14 protein-coding genes are annotated in these 14,512 nt (G+C 64.9%); 11 read left to right on the top strand and 3 right to left on the bottom strand.

Annotation, left to right across the window (positions count from 1 at the left end; translation table 11 throughout):
* Positions 1-57 precede the first annotated feature (57 nt).
* From CI41S_RS05460 to CI41S_RS05445, 4 genes are all read left to right on the top strand, one after another.
* Complete coding sequence (locus tag CI41S_RS05460; protein ID WP_210242623.1) at positions 58-402, top strand: VOC family protein; 345 nt, start codon at positions 58-60, stop codon at positions 400-402.
* Positions 403-605: 203 nt separating this feature from the next.
* The gene (locus CI41S_RS05455; RefSeq protein ID WP_172627924.1) at positions 606-1,067 is read left to right on the top strand and encodes a (2Fe-2S)-binding protein; all 462 of its coding nucleotides are present in this window, start codon (positions 606-608) and stop codon (positions 1,065-1,067) included.
* Position 1,068: 1 nt separating this feature from the next.
* Positions 1,069-3,324: a xanthine dehydrogenase family protein molybdopterin-binding subunit gene (locus tag CI41S_RS05450; protein ID WP_139857737.1), complete on the top strand. Its 2,256-nt coding sequence runs from the start codon at positions 1,069-1,071 to the stop codon at positions 3,322-3,324.
* Between the two features lie 10 nt (positions 3,325-3,334).
* A complete protein-coding gene (locus tag CI41S_RS05445) occupies positions 3,335-3,967 on the top strand; it encodes a hypothetical protein (RefSeq protein ID WP_139857736.1) in 633 nt (210 codons plus the stop codon).
* A gap of 529 nt (positions 3,968-4,496) precedes the next feature.
* Here the strand turns inward: CI41S_RS05445 and CI41S_RS05440 are convergent.
* Positions 4,497-5,735 carry a cytochrome P450 gene (locus CI41S_RS05440; protein ID WP_139857735.1) on the bottom strand — a complete coding sequence of 413 codons (1,239 nt, stop codon included), beginning with the start codon at positions 5,733-5,735 and terminating at the stop codon, positions 4,497-4,499.
* 532 nt (positions 5,736-6,267) lie between these two features.
* On the opposite strand from CI41S_RS05440, the gene CI41S_RS05435 reads away from it, so the two are divergent.
* The 6 genes from CI41S_RS05435 to CI41S_RS05405 all read left to right on the top strand — a co-directional run bounded on the left by CI41S_RS05435 (position 6,268) and on the right by CI41S_RS05405 (position 12,472).
* A complete protein-coding gene (locus tag CI41S_RS05435; protein WP_139857734.1) occupies positions 6,268-6,996 on the top strand; it encodes a TetR/AcrR family transcriptional regulator in 729 nt (242 codons plus the stop codon).
* On the top strand, positions 6,993-7,778 hold the full coding sequence (locus CI41S_RS05430) for an HlyD family secretion protein (RefSeq protein WP_139857733.1): 786 nt from the start codon (positions 6,993-6,995) through the stop codon (positions 7,776-7,778). Before CI41S_RS05435 ends, CI41S_RS05430 begins: the two co-directional genes overlap by 4 nt.
* On the top strand, positions 7,775-8,737 hold the full coding sequence (locus CI41S_RS05425; RefSeq protein WP_139857732.1) for an ABC transporter ATP-binding protein: 963 nt from the start codon (positions 7,775-7,777) through the stop codon (positions 8,735-8,737). Before CI41S_RS05430 ends, CI41S_RS05425 begins: the two co-directional genes overlap by 4 nt.
* Positions 8,738-8,742: 5 nt before the next feature.
* On the top strand, positions 8,743-9,906 hold the full coding sequence (locus CI41S_RS05420; protein WP_139484700.1) for an ABC transporter permease: 1,164 nt from the start codon (positions 8,743-8,745) through the stop codon (positions 9,904-9,906).
* Positions 9,907-10,039: 133 nt separating this feature from the next.
* Positions 10,040-11,353, top strand: a complete 1,314-nt coding sequence (locus tag CI41S_RS05415) for an adenylate/guanylate cyclase domain-containing protein (protein WP_139857731.1) — start codon at positions 10,040-10,042, stop codon at positions 11,351-11,353.
* A 201-nt stretch (positions 11,354-11,554) separates the two neighbouring features.
* Positions 11,555-12,472, top strand: coding sequence for a PhzF family phenazine biosynthesis protein (locus CI41S_RS05405; protein ID WP_139857729.1), 918 nt, complete (start codon positions 11,555-11,557; stop codon positions 12,470-12,472).
* 222 nt (positions 12,473-12,694) lie between these two features.
* Here the strand turns inward: CI41S_RS05405 and CI41S_RS05400 are convergent, their stop codons facing one another.
* On the bottom strand, positions 12,695-13,156 hold the full coding sequence (locus CI41S_RS05400) for a DUF488 domain-containing protein (protein ID WP_139857728.1): 462 nt from the start codon (positions 13,154-13,156) through the stop codon (positions 12,695-12,697).
* Positions 13,157-13,168: 12 nt separating this feature from the next.
* Entirely contained in the window at positions 13,169-14,023 is an 855-nt protein-coding gene (locus CI41S_RS05395) for a DUF72 domain-containing protein (RefSeq protein ID WP_430649998.1), read from the bottom strand.
* Positions 14,024-14,138: 115 nt separating this feature from the next.
* Between CI41S_RS05395 and CI41S_RS05390 the strand changes: the two genes are divergently transcribed.
* Positions 14,139-14,495, top strand: coding sequence for a hypothetical protein (locus tag CI41S_RS05390; protein WP_139857726.1), 357 nt, complete (start codon positions 14,139-14,141; stop codon positions 14,493-14,495).
* Positions 14,496-14,512: the final 17 nt, after the last annotated feature.

The following is a 14,512-nucleotide window of genomic DNA, read 5'->3' as shown; positions in this document are numbered from 1 at the left end:
AGCTGCCTCTCCAACCGCGGTGAGCGACATGCTTGATGGTTGCAGCCCGATGACCTTGTGGCGACGACCGACAGCGCGCGGGCGCGCGCGTTCTACGAGGGCGTGCTCGGCCTGCAATTCGTCTGCGATGACGATTTTGCCGTCGTCTACGATCTCGCGGGGATCGAGCTGCGGGTCCAGAAGGTGCGCGCGTTGATACCACAGCCGCATACCGTGCTCGGCTGGGCGGTCCCCGACATCGATGCTGCCGTGCGCGGCATCGCCGCTCGTGGCGGCGTGTTCGAGCGCTATCCGCGCCTCGCGCAGGATGAGCTCGGCGTCTGGCCATCGCCATCCGGCGCCCGGATCGCGTGGCTGAAGGATCCCGACGGCAATGTGCTGTCGATCACCGAGCGACCCTGACGCGCCGCGGCGATGATTTGTCGCATCCACGCGTCGCGAGCGCGTACGCAAGCACGCGCTATCACGTGTCGTCTCTCGCGTAATGCGACAGCGCTGGTTGCCTAATTGCCGTGCTTGGCAGCCCGGCAGGCCTACGTTACGCTGCCCCGGATACCAGTTACCCGGAAGTGAGGACGACAACATTCGCGAAGGGGCGTATCGACATGATCGAACTCACGGTCAATGGCATCAAGCATCGAGTTGACGTCGTTCCAGAGATGCCTTTGCTCTGGGTGTTGCGCGACGAGCTCGGTATCACCAGCCCCAAATACGGCTGCGGGATCGCGCAATGCGGTGCCTGCACCGTTCAGATCAACGGCGCGGCGGTCCGTTCCTGCCAGGCGCGGATCGGCGACCTCGCCGGCAAGTCGGTCGTCACCATCGACGGATTGGACAACAGGGAGCAGCACCCGGTCCTGCAAGCCTGGATCGAGCATCAGGTCCCGCAATGCGGCTACTGCCAGACCGGCCAGATCATGCAGGCCGTGTCGCTGCTCGAGCTGATCCCCAAGCCGACCGACGAACAGATCAACGAGGTGATGTCGGGCAATCTGTGCCGGTGCGGCACCTATCCGCGTATTCGCGCCGCGATCCATGCGGCTGCGGCCAAGATGGCGGAGAAGTGAGATGGGCGCCATGCAAAACCTGTCCCGCCGCGCGTTCATCATCGGCTCCGCCGCGGTCGCCGGCGGCGTTGCGTTCGGCCCCTGCAGCAATGCCGAACAGGCCGCTCCAGTCGCCAATGGCAATCCATTGGCCGCAGGGCTCGGGTCCAATTCCGCGACTTTCAATCCCTGGGTCGAGATCAGCCCGGAGAAGATCACGCTGATCGCGCAACACGCCGACATCGGCCAGGGCGTCGGCTCGGTGCAGCCGATCCTGATTGCCGAAGAGATGGACCTCGACCCCGGCCAGTTCGAAGTCCGCTTCGCGGGGCCGAGCCCCGCCTATTTCAACACCGGCTTTGCCGATGAGTTCGCGCCGTTCCTCGCCGCGGACCAAAGTCCGGCCGCTGAAGCCGCGCGCGCCGCCGTGCTGCAAAACCTGCGCAAGTCCGGCCTGCAGATGACCGGCGGATCCAGCACGATCCCGGACACCTACGAAAAGTTGCGCATTGCCGGCGCGGTCGCCCGCGAGACGCTGAAGGTCGCGGCGGCCGACCGCGCGGGCGTCGCGCTGGCCGACGTTCGCACCCAATCCGGCCATGTGATCTTGCCCAACGGAACCAAAATTCCCTACGTCGCGCTCGCGGCGGACGCCGCGAAGATTGCGCCGGTGCTCGACGTCAAGCCGCGCGACCCGTCGACATGGCGATTGGTCGGCAAGCCGATGACGCGGCTCGATATCAAATCGAAGGTGATGGGCGAACTCAAGTTCGGCATCGACCTGAAGATGGACGGCATGATGTATGCCTCCGTCAAGCTGAACCCCAACAAGGGCCAGCCGCTGAAGTCATATGACGCTCGCAAGGCGCAGGCGATGCCGGGGGTCAAGAAGATCCTCGAGATCAAGAACGGCGTTGCTGTCGTCGCGACCAACAGCTGGTACGCGATGAAAGCGGTCGCGGCGATCGATTGCGAGTGGGCGCCATCGACCTATCCCGCCGAGCAGGCCGACCATTGGAAGGTTCTGGAATCCTCATTCAAGCCGGAATTCTTGGGCAAGGAGTGGCGCAAGATCGGCGATGTCGAAACCGGGTTGAAGGCCGGCACGTTGGTGGAGGCGGAGTATCGCGCGCCCTATCTGGCGCATGCGCCGCTGGAGCCGCTGAACGGGATCGGCATTGTCACCGACACCGGGATGGAAATCTGGGTTGGCCATCAGAGCCCTCAATTCGTGCAGTCGGTCGCGGCGACGGCGATCGGCATCAAGCCGGAGCAGGTCACCTTCCACAATCAATGGACCGGTGGAAGTTTTGGCCACCGTCTCGAATACGAGAACGTGCGTGTGCTGGCCGAGATCGCCAACCAGATGCGCGGGACGCCGATCAAGCTGGTGTTTTCCCGCGAGGAAGATTTCATCCAGGACATTCCGCGACAGATTTCGATCGCCCGGCACAGAGGCGCCGTCGACAAGGGAAAGATCGTCGCGGCCGATTTGCAATTGGCCTCGACCGCGCCGCTCAAGGGGCTGCTCGAGCGTTCCGGCATCCCCTCGAAGGACCCCGATGCGCAATTGGCCTCCGGCCTGTGGAACGTCTACTACGACATCCCGAATTTCCGGGCCACGACCTTTGAGGCGCAGGGCCTGTCGCCGTGCACCACGTGGCGCTCGGTCGGCGCCTCCACCGCCGGCTTCTTCACCGAAAGTTTCATCGACGAACTGCTCCATGCGGCGGGCGTCGATCCGCTGAAGGGGCGGATCGAGATGTGCGCGGTCCCGCACTACCGTAAGCTGCTCGAGACCCTCGCCGAGATGTCGGACTGGAAGGGGCCGCTCGGCAACGGCAAGGGACGCGGCGTCGCCTTCGTCGAGGCCTTCGGCACGCCGACCGCGGAAGTCGTCGAAGTCACGGCGACCGACCGCGGTATCAGGATCGACAAGGTCTGGATCGCGGTCGATGTCGGCAAGGTGGTCGATCCCGTCAATTTCGAGAACCAGGTGCAGGGCGGGGTGGTGTGGGGGCTCGGCCACGCCATCAACTGCGAGCTCACCTACGCCAAGGGCGGCGTGCAGCAGACCAACTACCATCACCACGAAGCGATGCGGATCTACCAGTGTCCGGTCATCGAAGTGCGCGGGCTCGAGAACGATCCGAAGGTGAGGGGCGTCGGCGAGCCGCCGGTGCCTCCGGCCGCACCGGCGCTCGCCAACGCGATCTTCGCGGCGACCGGAAAACGGATCCGCGAAATGCCCTTCAACAAGTTCATCGATTTCGTGTGAGGGGCGCGCCATGAAAGCAGCATTGATCGCGATCGCGCTGGCGGCTGCGTCGATCGCGGCCCTGACCGGGATTGGGGTGGCCAAGGACGATGCCTCCAAAGATGCGCTGCCGGCGGGCAGCGTCAGCCGCGCCGACGGGCTCGAGGCATGGAAGCGGATCGAGGCGGTGGTGACCCATCCGCGTTGCGCCAACTGCCATGTCGACGCCAAGGCGATCCCGATGTGGACGCCGGCCGGCGAAACCAAAACCCGCGTGCATGGCATGAACATCCATGGCGGCGAGAGCCGGATCGGCGCCGAGACCATCGCCTGCTCGACCTGTCACATCACCACCACCTTGCCGAACGATCCCGCGCCGGCGCCGTTGCACGCCGGCATCGACTGGCAGCTGGCCCCGGTGGAGTTCATCTGGTTCGGCAAGAGCGGCGCGGAGATCTGCGCGCAACTGAAGGACCCCAAGCGCAACGGCGGCCGCGACGCCGTCGCACTGCTCGAGCACCTCAGGCACGACGCATCGCTCAGCGGCTTCATCCCCCGGGCCTGGGCCCCTGGGGCGGGCCGCACCACGCCGCCGGGCAGCTTCGAGGATCACGTCAAGGACATGGCGCTGTGGGGCGCCGCCGGGCAACCCTGCCCGAACTGACGCTTTCCCTCTGCGCTGTCATCGCCCGCGCAGGCGGGTGATCCAGTATTCCAGAGACATCGGTAATTGAGCCGAGAAGGCGCGGCGTACTGGACCGCCCGGTCTGCGCGGGTGATGACAGCGAATAAGGTGTTTGGCACTCGAATCAGACCAACCCGTCATCCTGAGGTGCGAGCCTTTTCGGCGAGCCTCGAAGGGTGCACGGCCCGGCTGGTGGCCGTCGATCCTTCGAGGCTCGCAAGAGCTCGCACCTCAGGATGACGGAACTGACCGCAGCGCGCGTATGCACACCCAGTTGGTATGTCGCATCAATCGACTTGACCGACGGTCAACCTGTCAGTGATGTGTCCGAACAGGTGTCAGCCATGTCTCCGGACTAAACAAGTCATCGGGCCGCGCTTCGCGCGGACCCGTTGGCGCTCCTCAGGGTGACGGTGCTGAGAGCGGCACCACAAACTCCGTGTCGTCCCAGCGAAGGCCGGGACCATCACCACGCGCGGTAATCCGAGATCGATGCCGCATCCGGATTTCACGGCTGCCAGGATATCCGCATGGAATCGACGCGGCGGATGCCGCTGTGCCCCTTGATCACAGGCGCCTCATCCAGTCGAAGGTGCGGGAGGCGGGCCGCGAGCGCCGCCAGGCTCTCCTCGAGTTCGACGCGCGCCAGCGCCTCACCGATGCAACGATGGGCGCCGGCGCCGAAGGCGGGAAGCAGCCGTGGCTGGTCGGTTCGACGGATGTCGAACACGTCGGGTCGGTCATAGGCGTCTCCGTCACGCGCGGCGGACATCGTCGACAAGATGATGAACTGCCGGGCCGGAAGAACCGCGCCGCCAAGCTCGATGTCCTCGGTCGTCACTCTGACGAACGATGCCACGCTCGGCTCGAAGCGCATCGCCTCCGCAACCGCGCCTGGAACGAGCGAGGGGTCGCGGCACACCGCGTCCCATTGCTCCCGGTGCTGGAGCAGCAGTGCCAGTTGCATCACGATGGCGACGCGGGTCGTGTCGGTGCCGCCGATGATCAGCTGCACGATCTGGAATACGATCTCGAGAGGTGACAGCTCGCCGGCTGCGTCCGCCTTGCCCAGGAAATCCGAGAGGAAATCGTCGCGAGGGGCGCTGCGCCTGTCGTCGAGCGTCTTTTCCACGTAATCGCGCAACCCTCGGCACGCCGCCTCCAATTCGGGGATTTCGTCCGGCACGATGCTCGAGCTGAAGAAGCGGGTCACGGAGTAGACAAGGTTCGTAAAGGACGGGATGTCGGCGCGCGGCAGGCCGAGAAGATTCCCTATGACGCGGGCAGGAAGTTGAGCTGCGAACTGATCGACAAATTCGACCCGACCATCGGCATACCAGCTCTCGATCAACTCCTCCGCGGAACGCCGTATCTGCGGCCTCAGATCGGCCATCGTGCGCGCCGCAAAGCTTCTGGAGAACGGTGAGCGCCGGCGACGATGAACGGCGCCATTCGCGGTGAGCATTCCCTGCTCGAACAAATCGAACAGCGCTCCCTCGGTGACACCGAACATTTCCGGGTGGGCCGTTTCGGATGCGGCCGTACCCGAACCATTGCCAAGCCGCTCAATGTCGGCATGGCGCAGTATGAGGTAACCTCCCGCTTGATGTCCGACAAAGGGATAGGCGGCGCGATACCTGCGGAACATGCCGTGAGGATCGGCGTCGAGGTCTGCCACATTCAGAACCGGCAGGCCGTCGAAAGCGCCGAGAGCCACCCGATCGCTCGTGCCGATAACTTCTGCCATTGGGATTCCCTCTCGTCCTTGACTGAGACTTCTCCTCTCTAGGCATCCCCGTTTTACGTCTCGATTGCCGGACGGCCGAAGTTCGTTGCAATCGTAATGGAGAGGGCTCCCGCCCACGAATGTCATCGCCCGGCCTGTGCGCAATTGCGCACATGGACCGGGCGATCCAGTACGCCGCGGCCTGTCGGCTCAAGCACGACCGCCCCTGGAATACTGGATCACCCGCATGCGCGGGTGATGACACCGAGCTAGCTGCGTGAGTTGCGGCTCGAACTCACCCCGTCATTGCGAGCGCAGCGAAGCAATCCATAGCGCCGCATATGCGGAGCGATGGATTGCTTCGTCGCTGTCGCGCCTCGCAATGACAGTGTGGCCCGGCGAAAGCAGGGACTTATAACCACCCGCGTCAATCGGTGCGCGACGCCGGAACGGCGAGTCGGATCGCAGCAAAACCGCCAGGAACGTTCCGCGCCGATATGCGTTTTCCTCCCATCATCTTGACAATGACTGACTAGTCAGTCATATTTGACTCATGACAAAGCGCACCGATAAACCGACCCGCCCATCGCCCCAACGGCCCCGCCAGGCCGCGATCCGGGCTGCCTCGGCCAAGACTCCGAAGGTCGTCTCGGCAAAACTGGCCGAGGCGAGGCCCGTGGCGAACCGCGCGGAAAGGTCGGCGGAGCGGCGGGCGGCCATCGTCGAGGCGGCGATGGACGAGTTCGTCGCGCGCGGCTTTGCCGCGACCCGGCTCGACGACATCGCCAAGCGGGCAGGGGTCGCCAAGGGCACGCTCTACCTGCACTTCAAGGACAAGGAGTCGATGTTCGAGGAGCTGATCCGCACCGCGCTGGTCCCGCTGATCAGCCGCTTGGCCGCGCCGCCCACGATCACCGGCCCGGTGCGCGATGCGGTGGAGGGATTTGCCGAGATTTTCATTCGCGAGGTGGCAACGACCCGGCGCGGCGACATCATTCGGCTGATCGTTTCGGAGGGGCCGCGCTTCCCGGCGATCGCCGATTTCTATTTCCGCGAGGTGGTGTCGAAGGGGCTGGCCGCCATGCACCGGCTGGTTCAACTCGCGATCACGCGCGGCGAGATCAGGCAGAAGGAGCTGGCGCACTTCCCGCAACTGATCGTCGCGCCCGCGATCGTCGCGGTGATTTGGCAGAGCCTGTTCGCCCGCCACGCGCCGCTCGACGGCATCGCGATGTTCAAGGTGCATCTCGATCTGATTTTTGGCGAACGGAGGACGACATGACCTCGTCGCGCATATTGCAGTGTCTCGCCGTCGCCGCGCTGGCGGCGGTGCTTGCCGGCTGTCAGGAGAAGCGCGACCCCGGCTTCCAGGGCTGGGTCGAGGCCGACATGATCTTCGCCAGCCCCGACGAGTCCGGCCGTGTCACCAAGCTCAACGTGCGCGAGGGCGACGAGGTCAAGCCCGGCGACCTGCTCTACACCGTCGACGACGATCTGCAGCGCGCCGATCTCAACCAGAGCAATGCGACGCTGGCCAATGCGCAGCAGACCTACGACCGCGCCGCCTCGCTGCGTGGCACCGGCTCCGGCACCCAGGCCAATCTGGATTCCGCGGTCTCGGCGCTGCGCATCGCCGAGGCGCGCGTCAACACCTCGCAGACCCGGCTCGACCGCCGCAAGGGTTTTGCCCCGATCGCCGGCGCGATCCAGCAGATCTATTTCCGTGAGGGCGAGATGGTGCAGGCGCAGCGGCCGGTGCTCTCGATTATGCCGCCCGGCAACATGAAGCTGCGCTTCTTCGTGCCGGAGACCGAGCTGCCGAAGCTCGCGCTCGGCGACGAGGTCAAGGTGAGCTGCGACAATTGCGCTGAAGATCTCACCGCAAAGATCTACTTCATCGCCACCACGGCGGAATACACCCCGCCTGTGATCTACAGCCTCGATGAGCGCAACAAGCTGGTCTATCTGATCCAGGCGCGGCCGAGCCGGCCCGATGTGCTGCGGGTCGGACAGCCGATCAGCATCCATCTCAACCCCAAGATCCCGGTGGCGGACCGCAGATGACCGTCGCCACCACCCATGCGCGCTCTGACGCATCCGGCTTCGCGATCGACGCCAGGGGCCTGACCAAATCGTTCGGCGGGCGCGAGGTGGTCCATGACCTGTCGATGCAGGTCAAGCGCGGCTCGATCTACGGCTTCCTCGGCCCCAACGGCAGCGGCAAGACCACCACCATCCGCATCCTGTGCGGCCTGCTGACGCCCGACAGCGGCGAGGGCACCTGCCTCGGCTACGACATCCGGCGCGACGCCGACAAGATCAAGCGCAAGGTCGGCTACATGACGCAGCGCTTCAGCCTGTATCAGGATCTCTCGGTGCGCGAGAACCTCGAATTCGTCGCCCGGCTCTATGGCCTGCCCGACGCGCCGCGCGCGGCGTCCGAGATGATCGCGCGGATCGGGCTCAAGGGCCGCGAGGAGCAGCTCGCCGGCGAATTGTCCGGCGGCTGGAAGCAGCGGCTCGCGCTCGGCGCCTGCACGCTGCCCAATCCGCAACTGCTGCTGCTGGACGAGCCGACCGCCGGCGTCGACCCCAAGGCGCGGCGCGACTTCTGGAACGAGATCCACGCGCTCGCCGCCGAAGGCCTCACCGTGCTGGTCTCGACCCACTACATGGACGAGGCCGAGCGCTGTCACGAGATCGCCTACATCGCCTACGGCCATCTGTTGGCGCACGGCACCGTGGACGAGGTGATCGCGGGCTCCGGCCTGTCGACCTACACGGTGACCGGCGACGATTTCAACGGGCTGATGGCCGAGCTGTCCGGCAAGCCCGGCGTCGACATGGTGGCGCCGTTCGGCACCAGCCTGCACGTCTCCGGCCGCGACAAGGCGGCGCTGGAGGCCGCCATCACGCCATACCGCGGCAACGCGAAATGGCACTGGCAGCCGAGCGAGCCGTCGCTCGAAGACGTCTTTATCGACCTGATGGGGCGCTCGAAGGACAATTTCCAGCAGGGATAGTTGCCATGAGTGCGACCGATGCGATCCAGAACCGCGAGACCAGGGAGCCGGCGTTCGGCTTCTGGCGGCGCAGCTATGCGATGCTGGTCAAGGAGTTCATCCAGCTTCGCCGCGACCGCGTCTCGTTCGCCATGATCATCATGCTGCCGGTGATGCAGCTGACGCTGTTCGGCTATGCCATCAACACCACGCCGCGCAATCTGCCGACCGCGGTGCTGACCCAGGAGGATAGCGATCTCGGCCGCTCGATCCTGAAGGCGATGCAGAACACCGCCTATTTCCGCTTTACCCAGGAGGTCCACAGCGTCGCCGAGTTCGACGAGCTGCTGCAATCCGGCAAGGTGCTGTTCGGCGTCGAGATCCCGCGCGGTTTCGAGCGCGCGGTGCGGCGCGGCGACAGGCCGGCGCTCCTGGTCGCCGCCGACGCCACCGACCCGGTGGCATCAGGCTCGGCGCTCGGCGCGCTCGGCCCGCTGGTGCAGACTGCGCTGGCGCACGACCTGCATATCGGCGATCCCCCGGAGATGCCGTTCGAGATCCGCGCCCACGCCCGCTACAATCCGGCGGCGGAATCCCGCCTCAACATCGTCCCCGGCCTGGTCGGCACCATTCTGACCATGACCATGCTGATCTTCACCGCGCTGTCGGTGACGCGCGAGATCGAGCGCGGCACCATGGAGAGCCTGCTGTCGATGCCGATCAAGCCGGTCGAGGTGATGTTCGGCAAGATCATCCCCTATGTGATCGTCGGCTTCGTCCAGGCCGCGCTGATCATCGGCATCGGCGTCGTCGTGTTCGGCGTGCCGATCATCGGCAGCCTGACGCTGCTGGCGCTCCTGACCACGCTGTTCATCACCACCAATCTGTCGATCGGCTACACCTTCTCGACCATCGTGCAGAACCAGCTGCAGGCGATGCAGCTCTCGATGATGTTCTTCCTGCCGAGCATCCTTTTGTCCGGCTTCATGTTTCCGTTCGCGGGCATGCCGGTCTGGGCGCAATATATCGGCGAGGGGCTGCCGCTGACCCATTTCGTCCGCATCGTCCGCGCCATCATGCTGAAGGGCGCGGCGATGGAGAACCTGCGCTACGACACCATCGCGCTGGCCTGCCTGATGCTGTTCGCCATGACGGTCGCCGTGACGCGCTTCCGCCGCACGCTGGATTGAGGCAGAATGCGCCTGGTTGTTCATCGTCATTCCAGGGGTGATGCGAAGCATCGAACTGGGATGTGCGATTGCACATCCGAGAATCTCGAGATTCCGGGTTCGCTTCGCGCCCCGGAATGACTGGGGCGGGGAAATGACGGAGTTGCAGGGCAAAGACAAACCGGCGCACGGCACCAACGTATCCGTGGATTTCCATCACGCCCTGATGCGCGAGGTGATGACCACCGAGCTGCTGCGCATCAAGGTGCTGATCGGGATCGCCGCGGGATTCTCGGTGATCAGCTCGATCATCTACTTCGTCAATCCCGAGGCGCTGGCCCGGGTCTGGCACGGCAATTTCAAGCCGTCCTATCTCTATACGGTGATCGGGCCGTTTATCCTGTTCGAATTGTGGGTGCACGGCGCGATCGTCAGGCACATGAAGCAGGACCGCGACCTGCCGATCGTCCGCCGCTATATCGGCGCCTTCATCGAGACGTCGATGCCGACCATCGCGCTCGCGCTGCACATCGACAGCATGGGCCCGGTCGCGGCGCTCGGCTGGGTCGCCCCGCTGATCTATTTCATCTTCATCATCGCCTCGACCTTGCGGCTGGATTTCTGGCTCTCGACCTTCACCGGATTCGTCGCCGCCGCTGAGCTGTTCTGGATGGCGATGTATTATCGTCCCGACGGGACGTTGGATCCCGCGCCCGACCTGTTCTACCATTCCGCGCGCAGCGTCGTGATCCTGATCTCCGGCGTGCTCGCGGGCACCGTCGGCATGCAGCTGCGCCAGCAGTTCGGCGCCAGCATCATGGCCGCCACCGCGCGCGACCGCATCACCAATCTGTTCGGCCAGCACGTCTCGCCGCAGGTGGTCGAGCGCTTGATGATGGAGGGCGCTTCGACCGAGAGCGACATCCGCCGCGTCGCGGTGATGTTCGTGGATTTCCGCAGCTTCACCGCGGGCGCGCGCACCCGCTCGCCGCAGGAGGTGGTGGATCGGCTCGACGGCGCCTTCGCGATACTGGTGGACATTCTCGATCGCCATGGCGGCATCGTGAACAAGTTTCTCGGCGACGGCTTTCTCGCGCTGTTCGGCGCGCCGATCCATGCCGTCGACGCCCCGCATCAGGCGGTCGCCGCCGCGCGCGAGATGCTCGCGGCCAATGAGCAGCTGAACGCCACCTCGAGTTGGCAGCTGCGCATGGGCATCGCCATCCATGTCGGCGACGTCGTCGCCGGCAATATCGGCTCGCCCAGGCGCAAGGAATACACCGTGATCGGCGACACCGTGAACTTTGCCGCGCGGCTCGAGGCGCTCAACAAGGAGCTCGGCTCGCAATTCTTGATCTCGTCCGAAGTGCGCGAGGCGCTCGGCGACGACTGCAAGGATGCGGTCTCGCGCGGCGAGATCCCGGTGCGCGGCTACGAACACCCGGTGGCGGTCTGGCAGCTGGGCTAGAGCGTTTTCGAGCGAAGTGGATGCCGGTTCGCGTGAAGAAAACGCGTCAAAACAAAAAGCTAGAGCTTCGGTTCTGATTCAATCAGAACCGCAATGCTCTGGCACGCGATTGCACCGAATGCTCTGAAGCGCGCGATTCCGGCCATGCTAGGATGCGCGCGATCGGTCGCCGGTTGCGACCCAGGCATGAGGACAAGCAAGATGCAGCGCCGCTATATCACTGTCGACGTATTCACCGACCGGGCCTTTGGCGGCAATCCGCTCGCCGTGGTGCTCGACGCCGGCGGGCTGTCGACGGCGCAGATGCAGGCGATTGCAACCGAGTTCAACTATTCCGAGACCACCTTCGTGCTGCCGCCGCAAGACGCGGCCAACGACGCCAAGGTTCGCATCTTCACGATGCGCGCGGAGATTCCGTTCGCCGGCCACCCCAATGTCGGCACGGCCTTCGTGCTGGCAACGCGCGCGGCCGCGGCGCCGGAGCGCTTGAGGTTCGAGGAGAAGGCGGGCCTCGTGCCGGTTGATGTTCTGTCCGATGGCGGCAGGGTGATCGGCGCCGAGCTGACCGCGCCGCAGCCGCTGCAGCGCTCGCACGAGGTGAGCGCCGCCGAGGTCGCCGCGTGCCTGTCGCTGTCGGCCGATGACATCAGGACCGACCGGCACATGCCGCAGGTCGCTTCCGTCGGCCTGCCGTTCCTGGTGACCGAGATCGCCTCGCGCGAGGCGCTCAAGCGCGCGACGCCGAATGCCGCGGCGTTCGCAAAAGTGCTGGCGCATATCGGCCGCGACGTCATCTATTTCTACACCCGCGACGTGCCGCCAAGCGAGCAGCCGCTCGACCTGCAGGCGCGCATGTTCCATCCGGGTGCGAGCGGCCTGTCCGAAGACCCCGCGACCGGCAGCGCGACCGGCGCGGCCGCGGCCCTGCTCGCCGACCTCGATCCGACGCGCGACGGCGAATTGCGCCTGCGGGTCGGGCAGGGCGTCGACATGGGCCGGCCGAGCCTGCTGCTCACGCGGGTGAAGAAGCAGGACGGCGCCATCACGTCGGTGCATGTCGGCGGCAGTTGCGTGAAGATGATGGAGGGCACGCTCAACGTGGCGGGCGAGGGCAGCTAGAGCATGATCCGGAAAAGTGCGAAGCGGTTTTCCGAAAGGATCATGGTCAAACAAAGAGCTAGAGCGCGATGATGATTCAACCCAATCTCATCGCGCTCTAGACTCGAATCCCGTTCCGATCCGTTCGCGTCATTGCGAGCGAAGCGAAGCAATCCATGGTGCCGCATATGCGGAAGGATGGATTGCTTCGTCGCTGGCGCTCCTCGCAATGACGGCGAGATTTTAGAGCTGCGGCGCGGCGAGATTGTCGATTTTGACGCCGTCGCGCTCCTCGATGATCTCGGCGATCCAGCGCCGGTGGCAGTGCTGATGGTCGCGCTCGTAGCAGAGGATGCAGACCGGGCCTGATGTCTTGACCAGCGCGGACAGCTCGTCGAGCTCCTCCTTGGCCTGCGCGGTCTTCAGATGCGCGGTGTAGATCTTCTCCAGCAGCTCATACTTGCCGCTGCGCGCCGCCTCGCGGCCGTTCTTCGGCGTGCCGAGCCCGCGCAGATGGACATAGGAAATGCCGCGCTCGTCGAGACCTGCGGCGAGCGCGCTCTTGGAGAAGCCCGGCCGGCGCGAGGAGGCCACCGCGCGGACGTCGACCAAGAGCTTGACGCCGGCCTGCGCGAGCTCGTCGAGCACCGCCTTCGAGGGGGTCTGCTCGTAGCCGATGGTGAACAGCTTCTTGGCCTTCGCCATGGCGTCTCCCGCTCAACTCACGCGCTCGATCAATTCCATCGCACCCGCCGGCGCGCGGATCTTGCCCTCGTGGATCACATAGGCGAACACGTCGCGCGGCGCCTTCTTCGGCGCTGTGTTGTCGACCCGCGGCAGGTCGTCCGGCTCGCCGCCGCCGGCCCAGTCCTGCAACCGCTTGGCCCAGGCATCGAGCTGTTTCGGCGGATAGCAGGTCTTCAGTTCGTCATTGCCCTTCTGCAGCCGCGCATAGACGAAGTCGCTGGCGATGTCGGCGATCGCCGGATATTTGCCGTGCTCGGCGAACACCACCGGCACCTGGTGCTCGCGCAGCAGCGCGATGAACTCCGGCACGCGGAAACTGTCGTGGCGTACCTCGACGACATGGCGCAGCGCGCGGCCCTCGAGCTTGCGCGGCAAGAGCTCGAGGAACTTGCCGAAGTCGGCGCCGTCGAACTTCTTGGTCGGCGCGAACTGCCAGAGCACCGGGCCGAGCCGGTCCTTCAGCTCCAGCACGCCGGAATCATAGAACCGCTTCACGGAATCGCCGGCTTCGGCCAGCACGCGGCGGTTGGTGGCGAAGCGCGGACCCTTCAGCGAGAAGATGAAGCCGTCGGGCACTTCGCTGGCCCATTTGCGGAAGCTCTCCGGCTTCTGCGAGCCATAATAGGTGCCGTTGATCTCGATCGAGGTCAGCTTCGAGGCCGCGTAGGACAGCTCCTTCGATTGCGCGAGCTTCTCCGGATAGAACACCCCGCGCCACGGCTCGAAGGTCCAGCCGCCGACGCCGATATAGATGTTGCCTGCGTCGGTCTTGGTCGTCTTTGTGTTGGTTGTCTTGGAGGGAGCTTTGGCCACGACTGCACTCATCGTGAGGAGGGAACAGGGATCGAGCCTAGTCAAAATAATCGTGATTGGCCAGTTTGCCAGACTGCCTATCGCGGTTGGCGGTCCTCGCTAGGATGCAAGAAACCGGAGAACAACAATGCGCATGCTGGCCGTCACCGTCCTCTTCCTCCTGCCTGCTGCTGCCATGGCCGACGATGCGGACGATGCGCACAAGCTCGCGATCACCGGCCGCGACGCCTACTGGAATTGCCTCGCCCGCGAGTATCCGCGCGACAGCAACAAGGCGATGTCCGACCAGGAATTCACGACGTTGATCGCGACCGTCTGTCCCTCGGAGCGGCAGAATTTTCGGGTGTCGCTGATCGACTTCCTGTCGCTGCAGTTTCCGAAGCAGGATGCGGATGCGCGCCTGACCACCGCCAATCGCGCGATCGAGCTCGCGCAAAAGGACATCGTAACCGCCTTCGTCCGCCGCAAGGCGGCGGTCAAATAGGCCGCCAGATCCTGTTG

This window comes from Bradyrhizobium ivorense, assembly GCF_900696085.1.
Classification (GTDB): domain Bacteria; phylum Pseudomonadota; class Alphaproteobacteria; order Rhizobiales; family Xanthobacteraceae; genus Bradyrhizobium; species Bradyrhizobium ivorense.
The sequence above is the reverse complement of the archived record's forward strand: the minus strand, read 5'-3'. Positions and strand labels throughout refer to the sequence as shown.

Coding starts and splice junctions, on each gene's coding strand:
- CI41S_RS05445 (WP_139857736.1), top strand. CDS start 3,335: ATGAAAGCAGCATTGATCGCGATCGCGCTGGCGGCTGCGTCGATCGCG.
- CI41S_RS05440 (WP_139857735.1), bottom strand. CDS start 5,735: ATGGCAGAAGTTATCGGCACGAGCGATCGGGTGGCTCTCGGCGCTTTC.
- CI41S_RS05415 (WP_139857731.1), top strand. CDS start 10,040: ATGACGGAGTTGCAGGGCAAAGACAAACCGGCGCACGGCACCAACGTA.
- CI41S_RS05390 (WP_139857726.1), top strand. CDS start 14,139: ATGCGCATGCTGGCCGTCACCGTCCTCTTCCTCCTGCCTGCTGCTGCC.
- CI41S_RS05450 (WP_139857737.1), top strand. CDS start 1,069: ATGGGCGCCATGCAAAACCTGTCCCGCCGCGCGTTCATCATCGGCTCC.
- CI41S_RS05420 (WP_139484700.1), top strand. CDS start 8,743: ATGAGTGCGACCGATGCGATCCAGAACCGCGAGACCAGGGAGCCGGCG.
- CI41S_RS05455 (WP_172627924.1), top strand. CDS start 606: ATGATCGAACTCACGGTCAATGGCATCAAGCATCGAGTTGACGTCGTT.
- CI41S_RS05400 (WP_139857728.1), bottom strand. CDS start 13,156: ATGGCGAAGGCCAAGAAGCTGTTCACCATCGGCTACGAGCAGACCCCC.
- CI41S_RS05405 (WP_139857729.1), top strand. CDS start 11,555: ATGCAGCGCCGCTATATCACTGTCGACGTATTCACCGACCGGGCCTTT.
- CI41S_RS05430 (WP_139857733.1), top strand. CDS start 6,993: ATGACCTCGTCGCGCATATTGCAGTGTCTCGCCGTCGCCGCGCTGGCG.
- CI41S_RS05425 (WP_139857732.1), top strand. CDS start 7,775: ATGACCGTCGCCACCACCCATGCGCGCTCTGACGCATCCGGCTTCGCG.
- CI41S_RS05435 (WP_139857734.1), top strand. CDS start 6,268: ATGACAAAGCGCACCGATAAACCGACCCGCCCATCGCCCCAACGGCCC.
- CI41S_RS05395 (WP_430649998.1), bottom strand. CDS start 14,023: ATGAGTGCAGTCGTGGCCAAAGCTCCCTCCAAGACAACCAACACAAAG.